This is a genomic window from Neobacillus rhizosphaerae (genome assembly GCF_050477885.1).
Taxonomy (GTDB): domain Bacteria; phylum Bacillota; class Bacilli; order Bacillales; family Cytobacillaceae; genus Neobacillus; species Neobacillus rhizosphaerae_A.
Map to the genome: position 1 here is coordinate 24,643 of NZ_JBCNAC010000020.1, position 17,030 is coordinate 41,672.

The 17,030-nt window shown below is 35.0% G+C and carries 14 protein-coding genes; all 14 read right to left on the reverse strand.

Translation table 11 applies throughout. From position 1 onward, the window contains the following. Positions 1-33 precede the first annotated feature (33 nt). The 14 genes from ABES03_RS02560 to ABES03_RS02625 all read right to left on the reverse strand — a co-directional run bounded on the left by ABES03_RS02560 (position 34) and on the right by ABES03_RS02625 (position 16,904). The gene (locus tag ABES03_RS02560) at positions 34-1,212 is read right to left on the reverse strand and encodes a glycosyltransferase (protein WP_430114891.1); all 1,179 of its coding nucleotides are present in this window, start codon (positions 1,210-1,212) and stop codon (positions 34-36) included. Then, complete coding sequence (locus tag ABES03_RS02565; protein WP_430114893.1) at positions 1,190-2,710, reverse strand: hypothetical protein; 1,521 nt, start codon at positions 2,708-2,710, stop codon at positions 1,190-1,192. Before ABES03_RS02565 ends, ABES03_RS02560 begins: the two co-directional genes overlap by 23 nt. Before the next feature lie 23 nt (positions 2,711-2,733). After that, positions 2,734-3,789 carry a Gfo/Idh/MocA family protein gene (locus ABES03_RS02570; protein ID WP_430114894.1) on the reverse strand — a complete coding sequence of 352 codons (1,056 nt, stop codon included), beginning with the start codon at positions 3,787-3,789 and terminating at the stop codon, positions 2,734-2,736. Positions 3,790-3,813: 24 nt separating this feature from the next. Continuing rightward, positions 3,814-4,818 carry a hydroxyacid dehydrogenase gene (locus ABES03_RS02575; protein WP_430114896.1) on the reverse strand — a complete coding sequence of 335 codons (1,005 nt, stop codon included), beginning with the start codon at positions 4,816-4,818 and terminating at the stop codon, positions 3,814-3,816. Between the two features lie 29 nt (positions 4,819-4,847). After that, positions 4,848-6,239 carry a glycoside hydrolase family 88 protein gene (locus ABES03_RS02580; protein ID WP_430114898.1) on the reverse strand — a complete coding sequence of 464 codons (1,392 nt, stop codon included), beginning with the start codon at positions 6,237-6,239 and terminating at the stop codon, positions 4,848-4,850. Between the two features lie 313 nt (positions 6,240-6,552). Beyond that, positions 6,553-7,755, reverse strand: a complete 1,203-nt coding sequence (locus ABES03_RS02585) for a glycosyltransferase family 4 protein (RefSeq protein WP_430114901.1) — start codon at positions 7,753-7,755, stop codon at positions 6,553-6,555. Next, the gene (gene wecB / locus ABES03_RS02590; protein WP_430114904.1) at positions 7,755-8,882 is read right to left on the reverse strand and encodes a non-hydrolyzing UDP-N-acetylglucosamine 2-epimerase; all 1,128 of its coding nucleotides are present in this window, start codon (positions 8,880-8,882) and stop codon (positions 7,755-7,757) included. Before wecB ends, ABES03_RS02585 begins: the two co-directional genes overlap by 1 nt. Positions 8,883-8,886: 4 nt before the next feature. Further along, entirely contained in the window at positions 8,887-9,996 is a 1,110-nt protein-coding gene (locus ABES03_RS02595; protein ID WP_430114969.1) for a capsular polysaccharide biosynthesis protein CapF, read from the reverse strand. Further along, on the reverse strand, positions 9,996-11,015 hold the full coding sequence (locus tag ABES03_RS02600) for a polysaccharide biosynthesis protein (RefSeq protein ID WP_430114906.1): 1,020 nt from the start codon (positions 11,013-11,015) through the stop codon (positions 9,996-9,998). The genes ABES03_RS02595 and ABES03_RS02600 overlap by 1 nt, the downstream gene beginning before the upstream one ends. Then, on the reverse strand, positions 11,016-12,206 hold the full coding sequence (locus tag ABES03_RS02605; protein ID WP_430114908.1) for a glycosyltransferase family 4 protein: 1,191 nt from the start codon (positions 12,204-12,206) through the stop codon (positions 11,016-11,018). It abuts the gene before it with no gap. Between the two features lie 60 nt (positions 12,207-12,266). Further along, positions 12,267-12,887 carry a sugar transferase gene (locus ABES03_RS02610; protein ID WP_430114910.1) on the reverse strand — a complete coding sequence of 207 codons (621 nt, stop codon included), beginning with the start codon at positions 12,885-12,887 and terminating at the stop codon, positions 12,267-12,269. Between the two features lie 159 nt (positions 12,888-13,046). Next, positions 13,047-13,928, reverse strand: a complete 882-nt coding sequence (gene galU / locus ABES03_RS02615) for a UTP--glucose-1-phosphate uridylyltransferase GalU (protein ID WP_430114911.1) — start codon at positions 13,926-13,928, stop codon at positions 13,047-13,049. A gap of 62 nt (positions 13,929-13,990) precedes the next feature. Continuing rightward, entirely contained in the window at positions 13,991-15,817 is a 1,827-nt protein-coding gene (locus tag ABES03_RS02620) for a polysaccharide biosynthesis protein (protein ID WP_430114913.1), read from the reverse strand. 322 nt (positions 15,818-16,139) lie between these two features. Continuing rightward, positions 16,140-16,904 carry a tyrosine-protein phosphatase gene (locus tag ABES03_RS02625; RefSeq protein ID WP_430114916.1) on the reverse strand — a complete coding sequence of 255 codons (765 nt, stop codon included), beginning with the start codon at positions 16,902-16,904 and terminating at the stop codon, positions 16,140-16,142. Positions 16,905-17,030 lie beyond the last annotated feature (126 nt).

A 17,030-nucleotide genomic window follows, 5' to 3' on the forward strand; every position in this document is an offset into this window, starting at 1 on the left:
CCCATTTCTTTAATTTATTTTTTTAAAATTCCTTTATCCACGATTGATTTTTTCAAGTAAATATTGAGCTCTTTTTTTCCAAGTAAATAATTCTTTATTCTTTATAACTTTTTGTTCCATACTAGAGTATGCCTCTTTATCAATTACAATATTATTTATCCTTTTAATGACCAGTTGGGGATTATTATTTTCCACCAAAAAATTAGCATCGAAAAATTCGTTAACTATATCTTCTATTTGAGCCACCCTTGTACCAACAAACGGAAGTCCAGCTCCAATCATATCAAACATTTTCAGAGGTGAAAAATAAAAATTTTCCTGTTTATTGTATGGCATCAAACCAAGATCAGAAGCATATAAATATTGTTTCATTCTCTGGTAGTCTAACTTTCCCATAAAAGTCATATTATCGTGAGACTGGACATAATTCACAATTTCTTTTCTCATTTCACCATCCCCGATAATAAGGAAATGAACTTTTGAGTCTTTTTGAAATTTTTCAGCTATCTCACAAAACATCTGAATACCATGCCATACTTTAAGGCTTCCGACAAAGGTAATAACAAATTTATCTATTATATTTTCTTTCTTTCGAATTGCATCTCTAATTACCTGACGTTCTTCATCATTTTCCGTGTACAAATCTTCCATATAACCGTTTGGCACAACAATAAACTTATCTGTATTTATGTTATAATGTTCACACAACATATCCCGGCAAACCTTAGAAACTACATAAACATAGACTGATTCTTCAATGATTTTTCTCTCCCAAACTTCCATTTGTCTTTCCATTGGCACTTTTCGAATTTCCCCGGCCTCATAATACATAGGAGTATTAATTTCATATATTAGCTTTGCATTAAAATACTTAGCTACATAATTCGCGGTAACATCGAATACTGTGGAACGAGCCAACACATGCGTTGGAATGAAACCATTACTTTCCATTTCTGCAATATAGGCTTTACTTCTCTTAATAGAATTTATTTTCTTCCTAAAGTATCTAACAAATTGAAGAACTACTTTTAGTTTTTGCCTTATTACTACATTCCTTATATTTGCAGCGTCCTTTGAACCGTCTTTCGGCAATGGGAATGAATATACATTGCTTTCACCCAGGAGCTCCTTGAAAGCACTCAACATACCCAAAGCATGAGCGTTGCTGCCATCACCAGTAGCAAGCTCATCATTTATATAAACTAATTTCATTTTTATCTCCACCTATCAAAACATCAATAGTTTTCGCGTCTACACAATCACATTGATATATATTAACTCTCCCATACGGTCCATCAATTGCACCAACCCGTTTCAAATCTATATTAGATTTTCTATCACTAACAATCTTCACTTCACTTTGTAAACCATACAAAGGTAAGTTGAACATCAGATTTTTATAAGTTTTCTTAAGCGAAAACCTAATTAAGAGCTTTCCATTTTCTAAACCGACTGTGATATTCTCTGGGAATATTGGTTTTATAGAAAGAGACCCGAACTTAGATACCTTTTTGGAAATAGGACCGAAATAATTGTGCAATATAGTAACAGGGGAAGAATATAAATTACCAAATTTGCCTGGATACGGACCAAAGGCTCCTTTGAAAACATAACCATGTTCTTTATGGCAAATATTTGCTACTTGCTTTCCTCTCTCAGCAAGGTAATGTTTTCTTCCATCAAATGTGCATACGAAATATCCCCCTTTTTTAAGGATATGTACGCCACTATCCGAAATAGCCAACGAACTTCTTTCCCAATTAGTTTTCCTTTTTTCAATCAATGCCAATACTAGCCATAGAGCAAAGTGGGCATGGTAAACGGAAGCATAATGATAATCCCACCACCATGTCTTTTGTTCCCCTAGAAAATCATTCAACATGAGATTATTCTTCTCAACCGCGTCAGGGGCTACTGACTCTAAATACTGCAGTGCACGGCTAATTGCAGGACTCTCTGTAACATCCAAGAGATAAATAAGTGGCCCCCAAGCAAATATTTGATTAATTCCTCTACCAAGATAATTAGCATCTCCCAAAGGGTCAATCAGATTCTCAACTTGCTGAACAGCTATATCAAAATCGGCAATTTTGATTCCCCTAAGATTTAGGAACGCTAGCATTGCCGTAGTAAAGATGTGATATTGGAAATTGAAGCTTGTCCCTTTCGGAAGTAAATCTTCAAAGTACCCATCTTGATATTGAGCCTTAGCGATTATTTTTTTAAGTTTATCAATTATGTCTTTATATTTCCTTTCATTTGTCCACTCATACTTACAGGAATTAACAAATATGCGCATTGGAATCCAGTTAATTGTTGGGTTATTACTATCCTTCTGATTTAGCACGAAAATCTTCAGTTCCTTTTGAAGGTTCAAATTCTGGTTATGTTTTTTCAAATATTCATATAAAACACAGAGGGCAAAATTATTAAAATCCCAATGATATGCAGGCTCTTGGTTGTATTCGTTGATATTTTTCATAAAACCAGAAAGTACAGCAATGCCTTTCTGTATTAATGTCCTATCAGAACTTTCATAACCATAGATAATCATTGCTGCAGCAAAATGTGTTTCTCCATAGTGGAAACCAATAACCTTCTTATCATTTGGGTCAATTAATTTTGCTTCCTCAACACATTCCATTTCAATGTATGGAATATAATGATCAAATACATTTTTTATTAAGGTTTCATACTTTCTTCCATACATTACCTATCCTCCTAACTTTTGGATCATCTAGCTTTATACCAAAGATCATCGACCAATTCCAAGGTAATCAAAGACTTTTCAAGAGGTACAAGAGAACTTTCTACTTTCCCTTCACGTAGGCACTTGTGGACTTCCTGAATTTCATATTCAAAACCATCGTATAGATAATTTGTCTTAAAGGACTCTACCATTTCCCCTTTTTGATCAAAACGATTGATACAATTGGTTCGATTAAACTGGGCAGTCCACTCAATAGTCCCTTTATCACCAATAACAACAGCTTTTCTATCCCCTTGATACCCGGAGGATATACTTACAAACGCTTTTTTGTCTTCACTCTCAATAACAAAGAACCAATCCCTATCTATGCCCGATTCCCGGAGATTTTTGTAACACTGGGATATCTCAACTGTTTTCCCAAGAAAGTCAATTGGAAACGCGGTAGCATAAATTCCATAGTCTAATAAGACTCCTCCTCCCTCTTCTTTTATAAAGGTAGTTTTGTCCTTATTTACCACTTCATTTTTAGACAAGTCAACACGTATCCATTGAACATTCCCAATTTTACCTTCTTGAGCCCATTGTAATCCTTTTTGGTACGTAGGAAGGCATTTCATCCACATTCCTTCCATAAGAAATAGCTTTTTCTCACGAGCTATACTCATCAGATCTGACAGTTCTTTTGCGTTAGTAGTTATGGGTTTTTCACATAGGACACTGTAGCCATTTTCAAGGCACATCTTAATATGCTCATAATGGTATTTAGTTGGAGTTGCAATATAAATAACGTCTAATTTAATATCAGTTGCACTTAACATTTCTTCATAGTTTCCGTAAGAATTTGGTATATTATGTTTTCCAGCAAAGGACTTTGCTTTCTCTTTGGTCCTTGAAGCGACTGCAATTATAGAAGCATCAGGCACAAGCTCTAATGCGTTGGAAAAACTGTGTGCCATTGTTCCTAATCCGATAATACCCCAGTGAATAGGATTCTGTTGTTTTGTTCTCTGTAATTTTACTTTTGTTCTCTTAGCTACTATATTTATTTTATTAATCCCTTTTCCTAATTTTGATAACATAAAGCCCCCCAACAATTTTCTATCTTACGCCATATTTTCTAAATTTTCATTGGTCACTTCAAATGGGCATGGATCCCCTGCAATACACATTTGATATGCCTCAAGCATATATTCCGCCATCCTCTGTTCCTCATTTTTTATACTACCTGCAATGTGAGGGGTAATAAAGACATTTTTCAGCCTGTAAAAAGGACTATGCGGCCACAATGGTTCATGTACAGTTACATCCAATAGAGCACATGTATAAGGTCTTTCCTTTAGTATCCTCGCAAGATCTTTCTCTACCACCTGCGCGCCCCTACCTGTATTAATAAAGGTTGCATTCTCTTTCATTTTGGAAAATAACCTATAACTTAACATAGCTTTTGTCTCCGGATTATCAGGTAGGTGATTAGAAATTACATCACACTGACTAAAAAGTGTTTCTAGAGAAACGTTCGTACATCCCATCTCCTCTGCCCTTTCATGAGAAAGGTATGGATCATATACCAACACCCTTATGTTGTAAGGTTTTAAAAGTTCTATCACATTAGCCCCTACATTTCCCGCTCCAATTAAGCCAATAGTACAATTATAATTTCCCGTCTTTTTATTAGAAAATGAGAAAGCTTTTTTGAATTTTCTTTTCTTATACAATGCCTGCGCCTGAAAATATCCTTTATTTGCAAGTATTATCTGCGCAGTTACAAATTCCGCAACAGGAATCGCATTGGCAATGTTTGCGCTAAAAATACGAACATTTCTTTTTAGGTAAGGTTCTGCAAAATATTTAACCGTACCTGCTGCATAAAAAACTCCCTTCAAATTTGGGAAAAATTCTTTTATCTTCTCTTCTGAAAGTTTAGGCATGTACCATGTTGAAAAAATATATTTTACATTAATAAGTTCATGTTTATGAGAAGTCAGTGAGTCTTCTGTATAAAATTTTTGAATATCTATATCGGTAAGGCTTTTTAGTTTTTTTAAAATCGAATTTGAATAAACTTCATACAGCTTAGTAGCATCTTTCACTAGAAAAATACTCTCCAATATAATCACCTCTTTGCCTCAAAAAAAATCTATATCTCTTCAAGCATATGCTTTACTTCCAACGCATAAGAGCTTGCATACACAAAAGCTGTGTTTGTATACATGTGATGCACTACCGCCCCCTCGATTGTATAAGAAAAAATACCACCCTTTGATTCTCCTGATGAATCGGTATGGTTCACACACCAGTTTAGTGCCTTTTCAGCTGACTTATACAAGTTATGTTGGTCCGGATTTATGAAATACCACTCCATTATGCTTCGCGCAATGACTGGTGTTCCTTTACAATCAGTCCCCATAAGTGGCTTCACTAAATTGTATGACCACCCTCCATTTTTATCTTGCTTATCCAATAGGGTTTGGATAGTACTCTGTATAACATTTTTTATATGGGCATCACCAGTAACTTGATAAGTGGGGATAAGTCCCTCTAAAGCCCATGCCTGTCCTCGTCCGAAAGCACCGCCAATCTGAAGATTATTTTCATCAATAGACGTTGCAAAGCATCTATTTTCCTCCATATAAAATAGTTCAATATATTTTTCAACAAAACGTTCAAGGAATCTTAAGTATGGTTTTTTTTCTGTTATTTCGTATAATTTTGCAAATAGCGCGGCTGTAAAACCAATATCAACAATATTTCTATCCTTTATCCATGACTTTCTTTTATCATCAAAACCAAAATAGACGAAACCGTCTGATCTTGCTGTTTCCATAATCCATTTAGCACATCTCTCAGCAGCGACAAGATAGGCTTCATCTTTTGTAACTAAATAATAGGAAAGGCAACAGTTATTGGCTAGATAAGCCGAGTCATTGGGCGCCAATACAGGAACTATTCCCTCTGAACTATAATCGTTGCGTACAATCCAACCACCACAATCATGCTGTAGATCAAGGATAATGTCTGCCATATCTTTTGCCTTTTCGATCTCGCCTAAAGTGCAGTAATATCGTACTAAAGCCCCATTTGTCCACACCCAGCTTGGCAGGCACCAATTTTCATATTCTCTAATATAACCAGCATAATGAAGTCCGGCATTCCTATATCCATATGGAATTCTAGAATTATTTATAAAACTTTCCCAAGCTATACTTGATTCAGCCAAGCTATTGTATCTTCTAATCTTTTTCTTCCTTTTTTTATCACTAAAGGAATCTTGCAATTCTAGGTATGATTCTACTGGGACCAGATTCTCAACAGGATACACATTACTTTTTAGAACTGTTAATTGTTTTACATCGTATTCATATTCGTTTATAAAAGACTTTTTACTATTATTCCTAATTGTCACACACCCATTGGTATCAAAATCTCTATCTGTAAAATTAACCATTCGATATTGATTTAAATTAAAATTAGACCTTCCCAACACCTTTTTGGCAAACTTATGGAGGACTCCATATAATTCACACAGCATCTATATCACCATCTACATTCTTAATATGTTAACCCATTTTTCCAAATATTTTAAATCGGCAGGAGCTTTGATCTTATTGCTCGTTATTACGATATTTGCAAAAACTATCACATCTTCCCTCTCCCTAATAGCTTTGGCACAACACTTTGGAGTCAAGCCTTCTCTGATTTCCCTTCCAATTCAAGCCACTAGATCAATAGTTATAACTCCCGATTAACCAATTATTATTACCAACATTACGGATGATTTTTAAAACAATAGACTGGCTATTCTTAATTCAGATACTAAATTTTTTTTTATTATAACTGTATATTCAGCTAAAAAAATCCTCATATAAAAGAATATAGTCACGATACTTACTTTCTTTTTCATAATGATCTAATACTCTTTTAACACAATCAGTTTTATAATTATTTCTTTCATTCTTTACTTGATTAATTCTTTTGACTAATGCTGCAATATCTCCCTTTTCTACTACAAACCCAGTATTATTTTCAATAGGCTCTCCACTACCTCCAGTATCAAAAGTAATAACTGGTGTTCCGCATGCTAGTGCTTCCAAATTAGTTGTTGGAAAATTATCTTCCAAAGTAGGATTCACATAAACATCAGCAGCTGAATAAATGTCTACTAATTCTTTAATATTATTTGTTCTTGTAATTCCAATTATTTTTTTAGGGAGTTGTTCTTTTTGTTTTTCAGATAAACCTACTAATACTATTACTTCATTATCATTTAGCTTGCTAGATAACTCTATAAAATATTTAAGCCCTTTTCGTCGATCCCACATACTTGCAACACCTAAAATTATATATTCTTTTTCAATATTATATTTTTTTCTAATATTACTTTTAGTTGGTTGAAATATATTCACGTCAATCCCATTATTTATTACTTCAACAGGATATTTACTCAAAAATGACTCTTTCACCAATCCAGACAGCCATTTTGAAGGTGTCACTATTTTCAAGTTTTCTACACCATTAAAAATATCCTTTTTGTTTATATAGTTATCTCGTGAATTATCTATAAAACTGCTAGAAGGATAGGACGACTTTTCTGGGCAGTTATTACAACCAACCTTCCACTTATCACAACCAACATAATCAAAATATGCACAGTGTCCTGTAAAAGCCCAACAATCATGCAATGTCCAAACAACTGGTTTATTAGCTGTTTTCAGATAATCAAATAGTAATTTAATATTGATATAATATCCATGAATATTATGCAAATGAATTACATCGGGATCTAACTCTTCAATTTTTTTTATAAACTGTTTTGTAACGTTCTTTGAGGCGAATCCATGCTTGTCAGTAGTCCTTGTTATTAACGCATGTGCATAATTATCGTACTTATTTCCTATCTTAATAGCTGTTTCACAATTATGAGCTTCACCACGACCATATCCAATATAACTTTCATGCCCTTGTTCAATCAGTAACTGATGAATATCAGTTGCTATCCTACCAGTGCTCCCTACTCCACACACAGAATTAATTTGTAATATTCTCACTAGTTGTTCCTCCAAACAACTCTATTTACATAATCTGTGTAAGATATTATAATTCTAAGCACTTTATCTGATACATTAGGCATACTATAATCAGAAACATGCCTTAATGTATTATTATCTTGAGTTTCTAAAATCTCTAATCCTTGCAATACTCTCTCTTTTTTCAAACCTACCATCATAACCGATGCTTCTTCCATAGCCTCTGGTCTCTCGTGAGCTTGTCTTATATTAAGAGCTCTAAAGCCAAGAATTGAAGACTCTTCACTTATCGTTCCACTATCACTTAGAACTGTCTTAGCTTTTATTTGAAGTTTTACATAATCATTAAATCCAAGAGGCTTTAACGTCTTAACTAAAGGGTTAAACTTTACTCCTTTGGCATTAATCATATTTCTAGTTCTAGGATGTGTACTTACAATAACAGGTAAGTTATATTTCTGTGCAATTGCATTTAAACTATCAACTAAATCTTGAAAATTAGTCTCCGAACTAATATTTTCTTCTCTATGAGTCGAAACCACAAAATAATTTCCAGCTTCTAATTCCAATCTTTCTAATACATCAGATTTCTCAATATCGTTTTTTCTTGAGTTGAGAACTTCAAACATAGGGCTCCCAGTTTTAATGATTCTATCTGCAGGTAACCCTTCTCTTAAAAGATACTCTCTTGCAATATCACTATATGTTAAATTAATATCTGCAGTATGATCCACAATTTTTCTGTTTGTTTCTTCTGGCACCCTTTGATCAAAACATCTATTTCCAGCTTCCATATGGAATATTGGTATATGTCTTCTCTTTGCAGCGATTGCACATAAGCAACTATTTGTATCACCTAGTACTAATAAAGCCTCTGGTTGAATTTCTTCCATAATTGGATCAATTTTCACAAGAATATTACCGATTGTTTCAACAGCAGTGCCGTTAGCTGCATTCAAAAAATAGTCGGGTTTCTTTAAATTAAAATCTTTAAAGAACACTTCATTTAATTCATAATCATAGTTTTGCCCTGTATGAACAAGTGTATGTTCTATGGCGTTTGATTCTTCTAATTTATTAATCACAGCTGACAGCCTGATGATCTCTGGCCTAGTACCAACGACTGTCATAACTTTTAATTTTTTCATATGGTTAAACCTCCAGGTAGTAAGTATCTGGTTTCTCTGGGTCAAATAGCTCATTTGCCCACATAATAGTGACCATATCCGTATCACCAAGATTCTCAATGTTGTGTGTATACCCAGTAGGTATATCAACTACTTGCATTTTGTCACCACTGACATAATATTCAATAACTTCATTAGAATTAATTTTTCTAAAACGAATAACTCCATGGCCGCTAACAACCAGAAACTTCTCATTCTTTGTATGGTGCCAATGATTACCTTTTGTAATTCCAGGTTTTGAAATGTTAACAGAAACTTGCCCTCTTTCTGGAGTCTTAATAAACTCTGTGAAAGAACCTCTGTGATCTACATTCATTTTGAGATCATAACTGAACTGGTCTTCTGGCAAATAACTCAAATACGTACTATATAATTTTTTAGTAAATGAATTAGACATATCGGGAACTAAACGTCTTTCTCGACTCTCCTTAAAAGAATAAATCAGATAAACAATTTCACCTAGAGAAATAGTGTGTACTACTGGAACCACACAAAAATCATCAATATTATTTTCATTACCATTTAAAGCATTAATGAGTTCTTCAACAACATCATCAATATAAACTAAATTCATTTTAACGTTTGGATCGTTTACATTGATTGGTAGCCCATAAGCAATATTATTACAAAAGGTAGCAACTGCACTATTATAATTAGGTTTACACCATTTCCCAAAAACATTAGGGAAACGATATACTAGCGCTTTTGCTCCTGTTTGATTACTGTATTGAAAAAGTAAATCTTCACCTGCTCTTTTACTAATACCATAAGGGTTTTCTAAATTTGCTTGAATTGAAGATGAAATCATAACTGGACAGTTGTTTTGGTACTTTTTTAGAGTTTCTAATAATATAGATGTAAAACCATAGTTTCCATCCATAAATTCAGATTGATCCTTAGGGCGATTTACTCCAGCAAGATGAAATACAAAATCGGCATCTCTACAGTACTCATCAAGTAGAACTGGATCTGTTTCCCTGCTAAATTCATAGATATCAGTATAATTTCGGTTTCTTAATTCTGCTATGAGATTTTTACCAATAAAACCTTTTGATCCAGTTACTAATATCTTCATCATTTATTCCAACCTTTCAATTCTTCATGAACATAATCAAGCATTAAGAGTTTATCTTTAACAGCTTCAATTCTTAGCCGCTCTGTGTTATGAGAATTATATTCCTCTTCAGAAGATAATTTTTGGTCCCCTTCTTCAAAATACTTTTCATAGTTAAGGTCTCTTTTATCTGCAGGAACTCGATAAAACCCACCTAAATCTTTTGCAACGACATGCTCTTCCCTTGTAAGCAATGTTTCGTATAACTTTTCACCATGACGAGTACCAATAACTTTTATTTCATTATCAACATTAAATAATTCTTTGAGTGCCTGCGCTAAATCACCAATAGTTGAAGCTGATGATTTTTGCACCATTATGTCACCCGCTTCAGCATTTTCAAAAGCAAATACTACGAGCTCTACAGCTTCCTCCAAACTCATAAGGAATCTTGTCATATTAGGATCAGTAACTGTCAAAGGTTGTCCACTTTTAATCTGTTCAATAAACAATGGAATTACAGACCCTCTAGAAGCCATTACATTTCCATAACGAGTTCCACAAATTAATGTCCTCTCTGGATCTACAGCTTTTGCTTTGGCTACAAATACCTTTTCCATCATTGCTTTAGAAATCCCCATTGCATTTATAGGATAAGCAGCTTTATCAGTAGAAAGGCATATAACTTTCTTTACATTACTCTCAATAGCAGCGTTAAGGACGTTCTCTGTTCCAAGCACATTAGTCTTAACAGCTTCGAGTGGAAAGAATTCACAAGAAGGCACCTGTTTTAATGCAGCAGCATGGAAAATATAATCGACACCATACATAGCATTTTTTACACTTGCCAAATCTCTTACATCACCAATATAGAATTTAAGCTTTTCATTTTTATAAAGTTTTCTCATATCATCTTGTTTTTTTTCATCACGAGAGAATATTCTAATTTCCTTAATGTCTGTATCTAAAAATCTATTCATGACAGCATTACCAAAGGAACCAGTTCCTCCAGTTATTAATAATGTTTTATCTTTAAACATCTATTTGCCCTCCAAGTTAATTAAGGTTTCTTCTAGGATTGATATAAAATTTTCCTTGCTATAATTTTTAACGTAATAATCGTAGGATTTTTTCGCCATTTCTTCTTTTTTATCACTATTACAAAACTCTATAATTAAATTTGCTAACCCTTTATAATTTTCAGCGGTACATGCTAACCCGCATTTTGCTTTCTTTATCACTTGGCTAGTTTCACCATTAATGGCTCCAATTATTGGTTTGCTAGCAGCCATATAAGATTGAACCTTTCCAGGTAACGTGTATGAAATGTTCTTATTATCCTTTAAGGTAATTAACATCGCATCTGCTAATCCGTAATACTTCGGCATCTCACTCACAGGCCGCCTCCCATAATATACAATGTTTGCAAGACCTAATTCCTTACCTAACAATTTACATTCTTCTAATTTCGACCCGTCTCCAACAATATGAAAAGTTATATCAGAACGATTTCTCAATTCGTTAGCAGCTTTTATAATTGTTTCGACACTTTGCATATCACCAATGTTTCCGGCAAAAACAAAATTATATTTATTTTTTTTAGTAACTTCAACGCTTTCGGAAAATAAATCTTCAGCATACTGTGGTAAATGAATAACATTGTCTATGTTAATCCCAAGAGTGTATTTATAATATTCTTTAAACATACTAGATGTCACCGCGATGGAATCAGCTGAACTATAAATCCATTTAGAGAGCTTTTTAAACACTTTATAAATTATAGAGGTTTCTTTTATACCGCCTGCAGCCAAACTATCTGGCCATAAATCAAGACAATAAATCAACATTTTTCTCTTATGCTTCTTCTTATATAAGATTGCAGGTATCCCCATCATTACTGGAGAAAGCTGATTAACAAATATAACATCAAACTTTTCTTTTAATAACAGCGCCTTATACGATGCTGATACTGAAAAACTAAGATAATTCAAAAAAAGTCTCAAATTACTGTTCCCTCGACCAATTTCAAAACACCTAATAACTTTTACACCGTTTATTACTTCATTTCTTTTCTTACCGTAACGATAATCGTCAAGTATTCTACCCTCTGGGTAATTAGGAAGACCTGTTAATACCGTAACTTCGTGGCCCTTTTTAACAAGAGTTTCACATATATCTGAAATCCTAAAAGGTTCAGGATAGTAATATTGGCAAACAACTAGTATTTTCATATGCGAATATGCCCCCGAGCTTTTATTAACAATTACTTTATGTTTTATCTTTAATTTTCTTTAATTTTCTTTAGTTTCTACAACTTCTTTCTTGTTTCCTGTTCCACCTTCAACAACTCCATCACTCTTAACAACACTAACAATAGTCCCAAAGAAACACCTAACATCCATCCAAAGACTAATTTTCTCAACATACTCACCATCTAATTTAGCCTTAATTTCAATAGGAAGTTCATCTCTACCATTAATTTGCGCCCATCCAGTCAATCCAGGTGGGACATCATTAGCACCATACTTATCTCGTTCAGCAATAAGATCATATTGGTTCCACAATGCCGGTCTTGGCCCAATAATACTCATTTGCCCAACAAAGATATTCCATATCTGTGGTAACTCATCTAGTGAAGAACTTCTCAAAAACTTACCCATTTTGGTAATATACTGTTCTGGGTTTTCTAACAAATGTGTAGGCCTATCCTTAGGCGTATCTATTTTCATAGTACGGAACTTCAAGATATTGAAATGCGTTTTGTGGTTTCCAACGCGCCTTTGCTTAAACAAAACCGGACCTTTTGAGTCGACCTTAATAGCAATAATTAGAATTAAATAAATCGGTGATAGTACTATGAGTCCAATTAATGAAAGAATAATATCTATCAATCTTTTAATTTTCATATACATGTCTGTAACACTCCTTGAACCTTATTTAGTAAGTTAGGACTTAATTGGAAATACCTATCCACTCCAAATAACTACTAAACCACTAAAACTAAACTATCCAACCAAGACCTATTCTTATTACATCAACCAAAGAATAGGCTTGATTAGAAAAATCCCAAATTATTTCACCTTCACTTGGTTCATAACCTCATCAAGATAGGTAAGCAACTCAGATCTCAACTCTTGGTTTTGTAAAGCAAACTCAATAGTAGTCTTCACAAACCCAATCTTCTCCCCAACATCATACCTTTTCCCCTCAAAATCATAAGCAAATACCCTTTGAATCTGATTCAACTTCTGAATCGCATCCGTCAACTGAATCTCTCCACCAGCCCCAGTTTCCTGCTGATCTAAAAACATAAAAACCTCAGGTGTAAGAATATACCGCCCCATAATCGCAAGATTAGAAGGAGCAGTTCCAGGAGCAGGCTTCTCAACGAAATTCTGAACCTGATATCTCCTACCAACCTGAACCGAAGGTTCAACAATTCCATAACGATGAGTCTCATTATCTGGAACTGTCTGCACACCAATCACAGAAGAAAGGGTTTCTTCATATTGATTAATTAGCTGCTTAAGACAAGGAGTTTCACTCTGTACAATATCATCACCTAAAAGAACTGCAAAAGGTTCATCCCCAATAAAGTTCCTAGCACACCAAACTGCATGTCCAAGCCCCTTAGGTTCCTTCTGTCGAATATAATGAATATCAGCAAGATTAGTAGCATAACGCACTTTATCTAACAATTCTGTTTTACCTTTCTCTGAAAGGTTTTGTTCTAGTTCATGCGCATAATCAAAATGATCCTCAATGGCGCGCTTTCCTTTCCCTGTGACAATGATAATATCCTCAATACCAGATGCAATTGCTTCCTCAAGAATATATTGAATCGTTGGTTTATCAACAATCGGCAACATTTCCTTAGGCATAGCCTTAGTAGCAGGTAGAAATCTCGTTCCAAGTCCTGCAGCTGGTATAATAGCCTTCCGTACTCTTTTCATACCAATTCCCCTTTTTACATGTTAAATCAAACCGTAAGGCTTGGCTCTTTTAATCAATCCATCTAGTTAACAGCTGACAAACTAGAAAAGCCCTCAAACTTATTATTAGCAACATCAATCAAAGTATCATGCATTTCCAATTCAGACATATCTAATAAACTACCAATCAATCGTGCTAATTCATCAGAATGAATAACCTTCGCCTTCCCAATATGAATCTTCGGAAACACACTCTCAGGATGCACTTCATTCTCATTAAGAAGTTCTTCATACATCTTCTCACCAGGACGAAGCCCCGTAAACTGAATACCAATTTCTTCTACTGAGTATCCAGAAAGATTAATCACATTTTTCGCTAAATCAACAATCTTTACCGGCTCACCCATATCCAGAACAAACACCTCACCGCCACGAGCTAATGTCCCAGCTTGAATAACAAGACGTGATGCTTCTGGAATCGTCATGAAATAACGTGTCATATCTTCATGCGTAACTGTAACTGGCCCACCCGCTTGAATTTGTTTTTTAAATAAAGGAATAACACTTCCACGGCTACCCAAAACATTTCCAAAACGCACAGCAACAAATTTAGTATTACTATTTACAGCCAAACTCTGAATAATCATCTCCGCAAATCGCTTAGTAGCACCCATAACATTCGGAGGATTCACCGCTTTATCTGAAGAAATTAAAACAAAAGTATTCACTCCAAAGGTATCCGCAGCCTCAGCAACATTTTTCGTTCCAAAGATATTATTCTTAACTGCTTCTCTTGGGTTGTATTCCATTAATGGAACATGCTTATGCGCAGCAGCATGATAAACCACGTATGGTCTATGTTGCTCCATCACTTCAAACATTCTATTCCGGTCTTGTATATCCCCAATTACCGGTACAATTTCAATATGGTGTTGGTACTTTTTCCGAAGCTCCATATCAATTAAATAGATACTGTTCTCCCCATGACCAACTAAAACAATTTTACTTGGGTTAAACTTGTAAATTTGACGACAAATTTCCGATCCAATAGAACCACCCGCACCTGTTACTAAAACGGTCCTTCCAGAAACAACTTCCGAGATACTATTAATATCCAACTCAACTGGCTCTCTTCCAAGTAAATCCTCTACTTGAACTTCTCGGAATTGATTAACAGAAACCTTCCCTGTCATCAAATCTTCAAGCTTAGGAATCATTTGCGTTTTTGCCGATGTTTTTGCACATTCATCGAAAATCCGATTCAACTCCTTTTGACTTAAAGAGGGAATTGCAATAACGATATTTTCAATTTCGTATTTCTCCACTGTGGCAAAAATACGGCTTGAATCACCTACGATAGGGATTCCTAGAATATCTAATTTCAGTTTTTTTGGATCATCATCAATAAACGCAACTGGTTTTAATTCTGAATCCTGGCTATAAAACAGCTGTCGTGCAACCATTCGGCCAGCTGCCCCTGCACCAATAATTAACGTTCGTTTCACGTCTTCTTGTTTTGTCATATAATTGTCTCGGAATATTCGCCAAGAAAACCTTGCACCACCGAGGAACAACACAGACAACATCCACCTTAGCATCATGCCTCTAAAGTAAATATCTTGAACTAGTATAAAATTCACTATTGCCGTTACCGCGACCGATAATGTAACGGTTTTTAAAATGACAATGAGCTCCCCTACACTCGCATATTGCCACACCTTGTTATAGAGCTTAAACATAATAGCAAAGACATGGTGGCATAATACTAGTGTTAGTGTCGTTACTAAAAACATTGGAGCTTGAAAGATCTGCATTTCTGGAGTTAACGTAATAAAACGTATGTAGCTTGCAACTAAAATGATGGCCGTATCGATTAGTGCCAATGTGAATATTCTTCTTCTATAAGTCACTCACTGCTCCCCCTTTTTCTTTTATTTATCTCTGCATTCACTTTCACCCACTAAAGCAAGTGGGCAAAAAAATAAATATCTAATGGAAACTCAAGTGTCTTGACACTAGCTCTTTCATTAGATATTTATTGTTTTTTATTATTTTCGGCATTTAACCCTTCCTCACACCATGCTTTTGACGACCTGCGTCTAAGGTTAGGAAGTTCAAGCTTCCTCCCACAGCATGATCGAGTGCCCCCATGGATAACGGACAGGGAAGCCTCGCCGCTCAGGCGCTGCAGCCTGAATTAGATGTATAATACAACCATTTTGTTCGTTTCAGCTAAAAAATATTAAAGAATCGTTTCTTTTTAATTCGTTCTGGTACTTCTTTATAGACCTGATTTCCTTCTACTAATAACTCCGCATTTTCTTCAAACAAATAGACCATGTCATTGCCATATTTCGCTTGGATTAGGTTATATGCTTCTCGCATGTTGAACGTCCGACTACTTGTGTTATGCGCATCAGACGCGATGAAATGTGTTAGATTGGCTTCAACTAATTGAAAGGAAAATTTCTGAATCTTTTTCCCGAAGTTCCCTATTAAACTTCCAGCTGTCACCTGTGATAACGCACCCTTTTGCACCAAGTTATACAGAATCTCTGGATTCTCGATAATCTCCTGATTTCTTTCGGGATGAACAATCACTGGAATAAGACCTTTATTCTGTAAATCATAAAATAACGTCTCCGTGTATCTCGGCACATGGCTGGATGAGAATTCTACAAGGACATACTGCGTGTGGTTGACTGGAAGGATTTCTCCTAAGTCGTACCCTTCAACTAATTCACCACAAATCCTCACTTCCTGTCCTGGAAGCACCTTTATATTTATCTTTTCTTCTTGTAATACTCGGTTTAATTCTTCTACTCTAGCAAGAATACTTTGCTTATCATTCTCGTAGCGATTGTTCTTATGGTGAGGAGTGGCCACAATGGTTCGTATTCCCTGTTGCGCAGCAACCTTTGCCATTTCGATACTTTCCGACAAATTCTGAGCACCGTCGTCTATGCCAGGTAATATATGACAGTGAAAATCAACCATTTTCCCACACCCTTCCCGGTATTTTCGAACTATTACAATGGTAACACTGTCGAAGCAAATGAGAAAGGGTGGGATTTTGTCGAATACTGTCGTATGTCGAAAAAATAGGGTGGTAATTCGTACCAC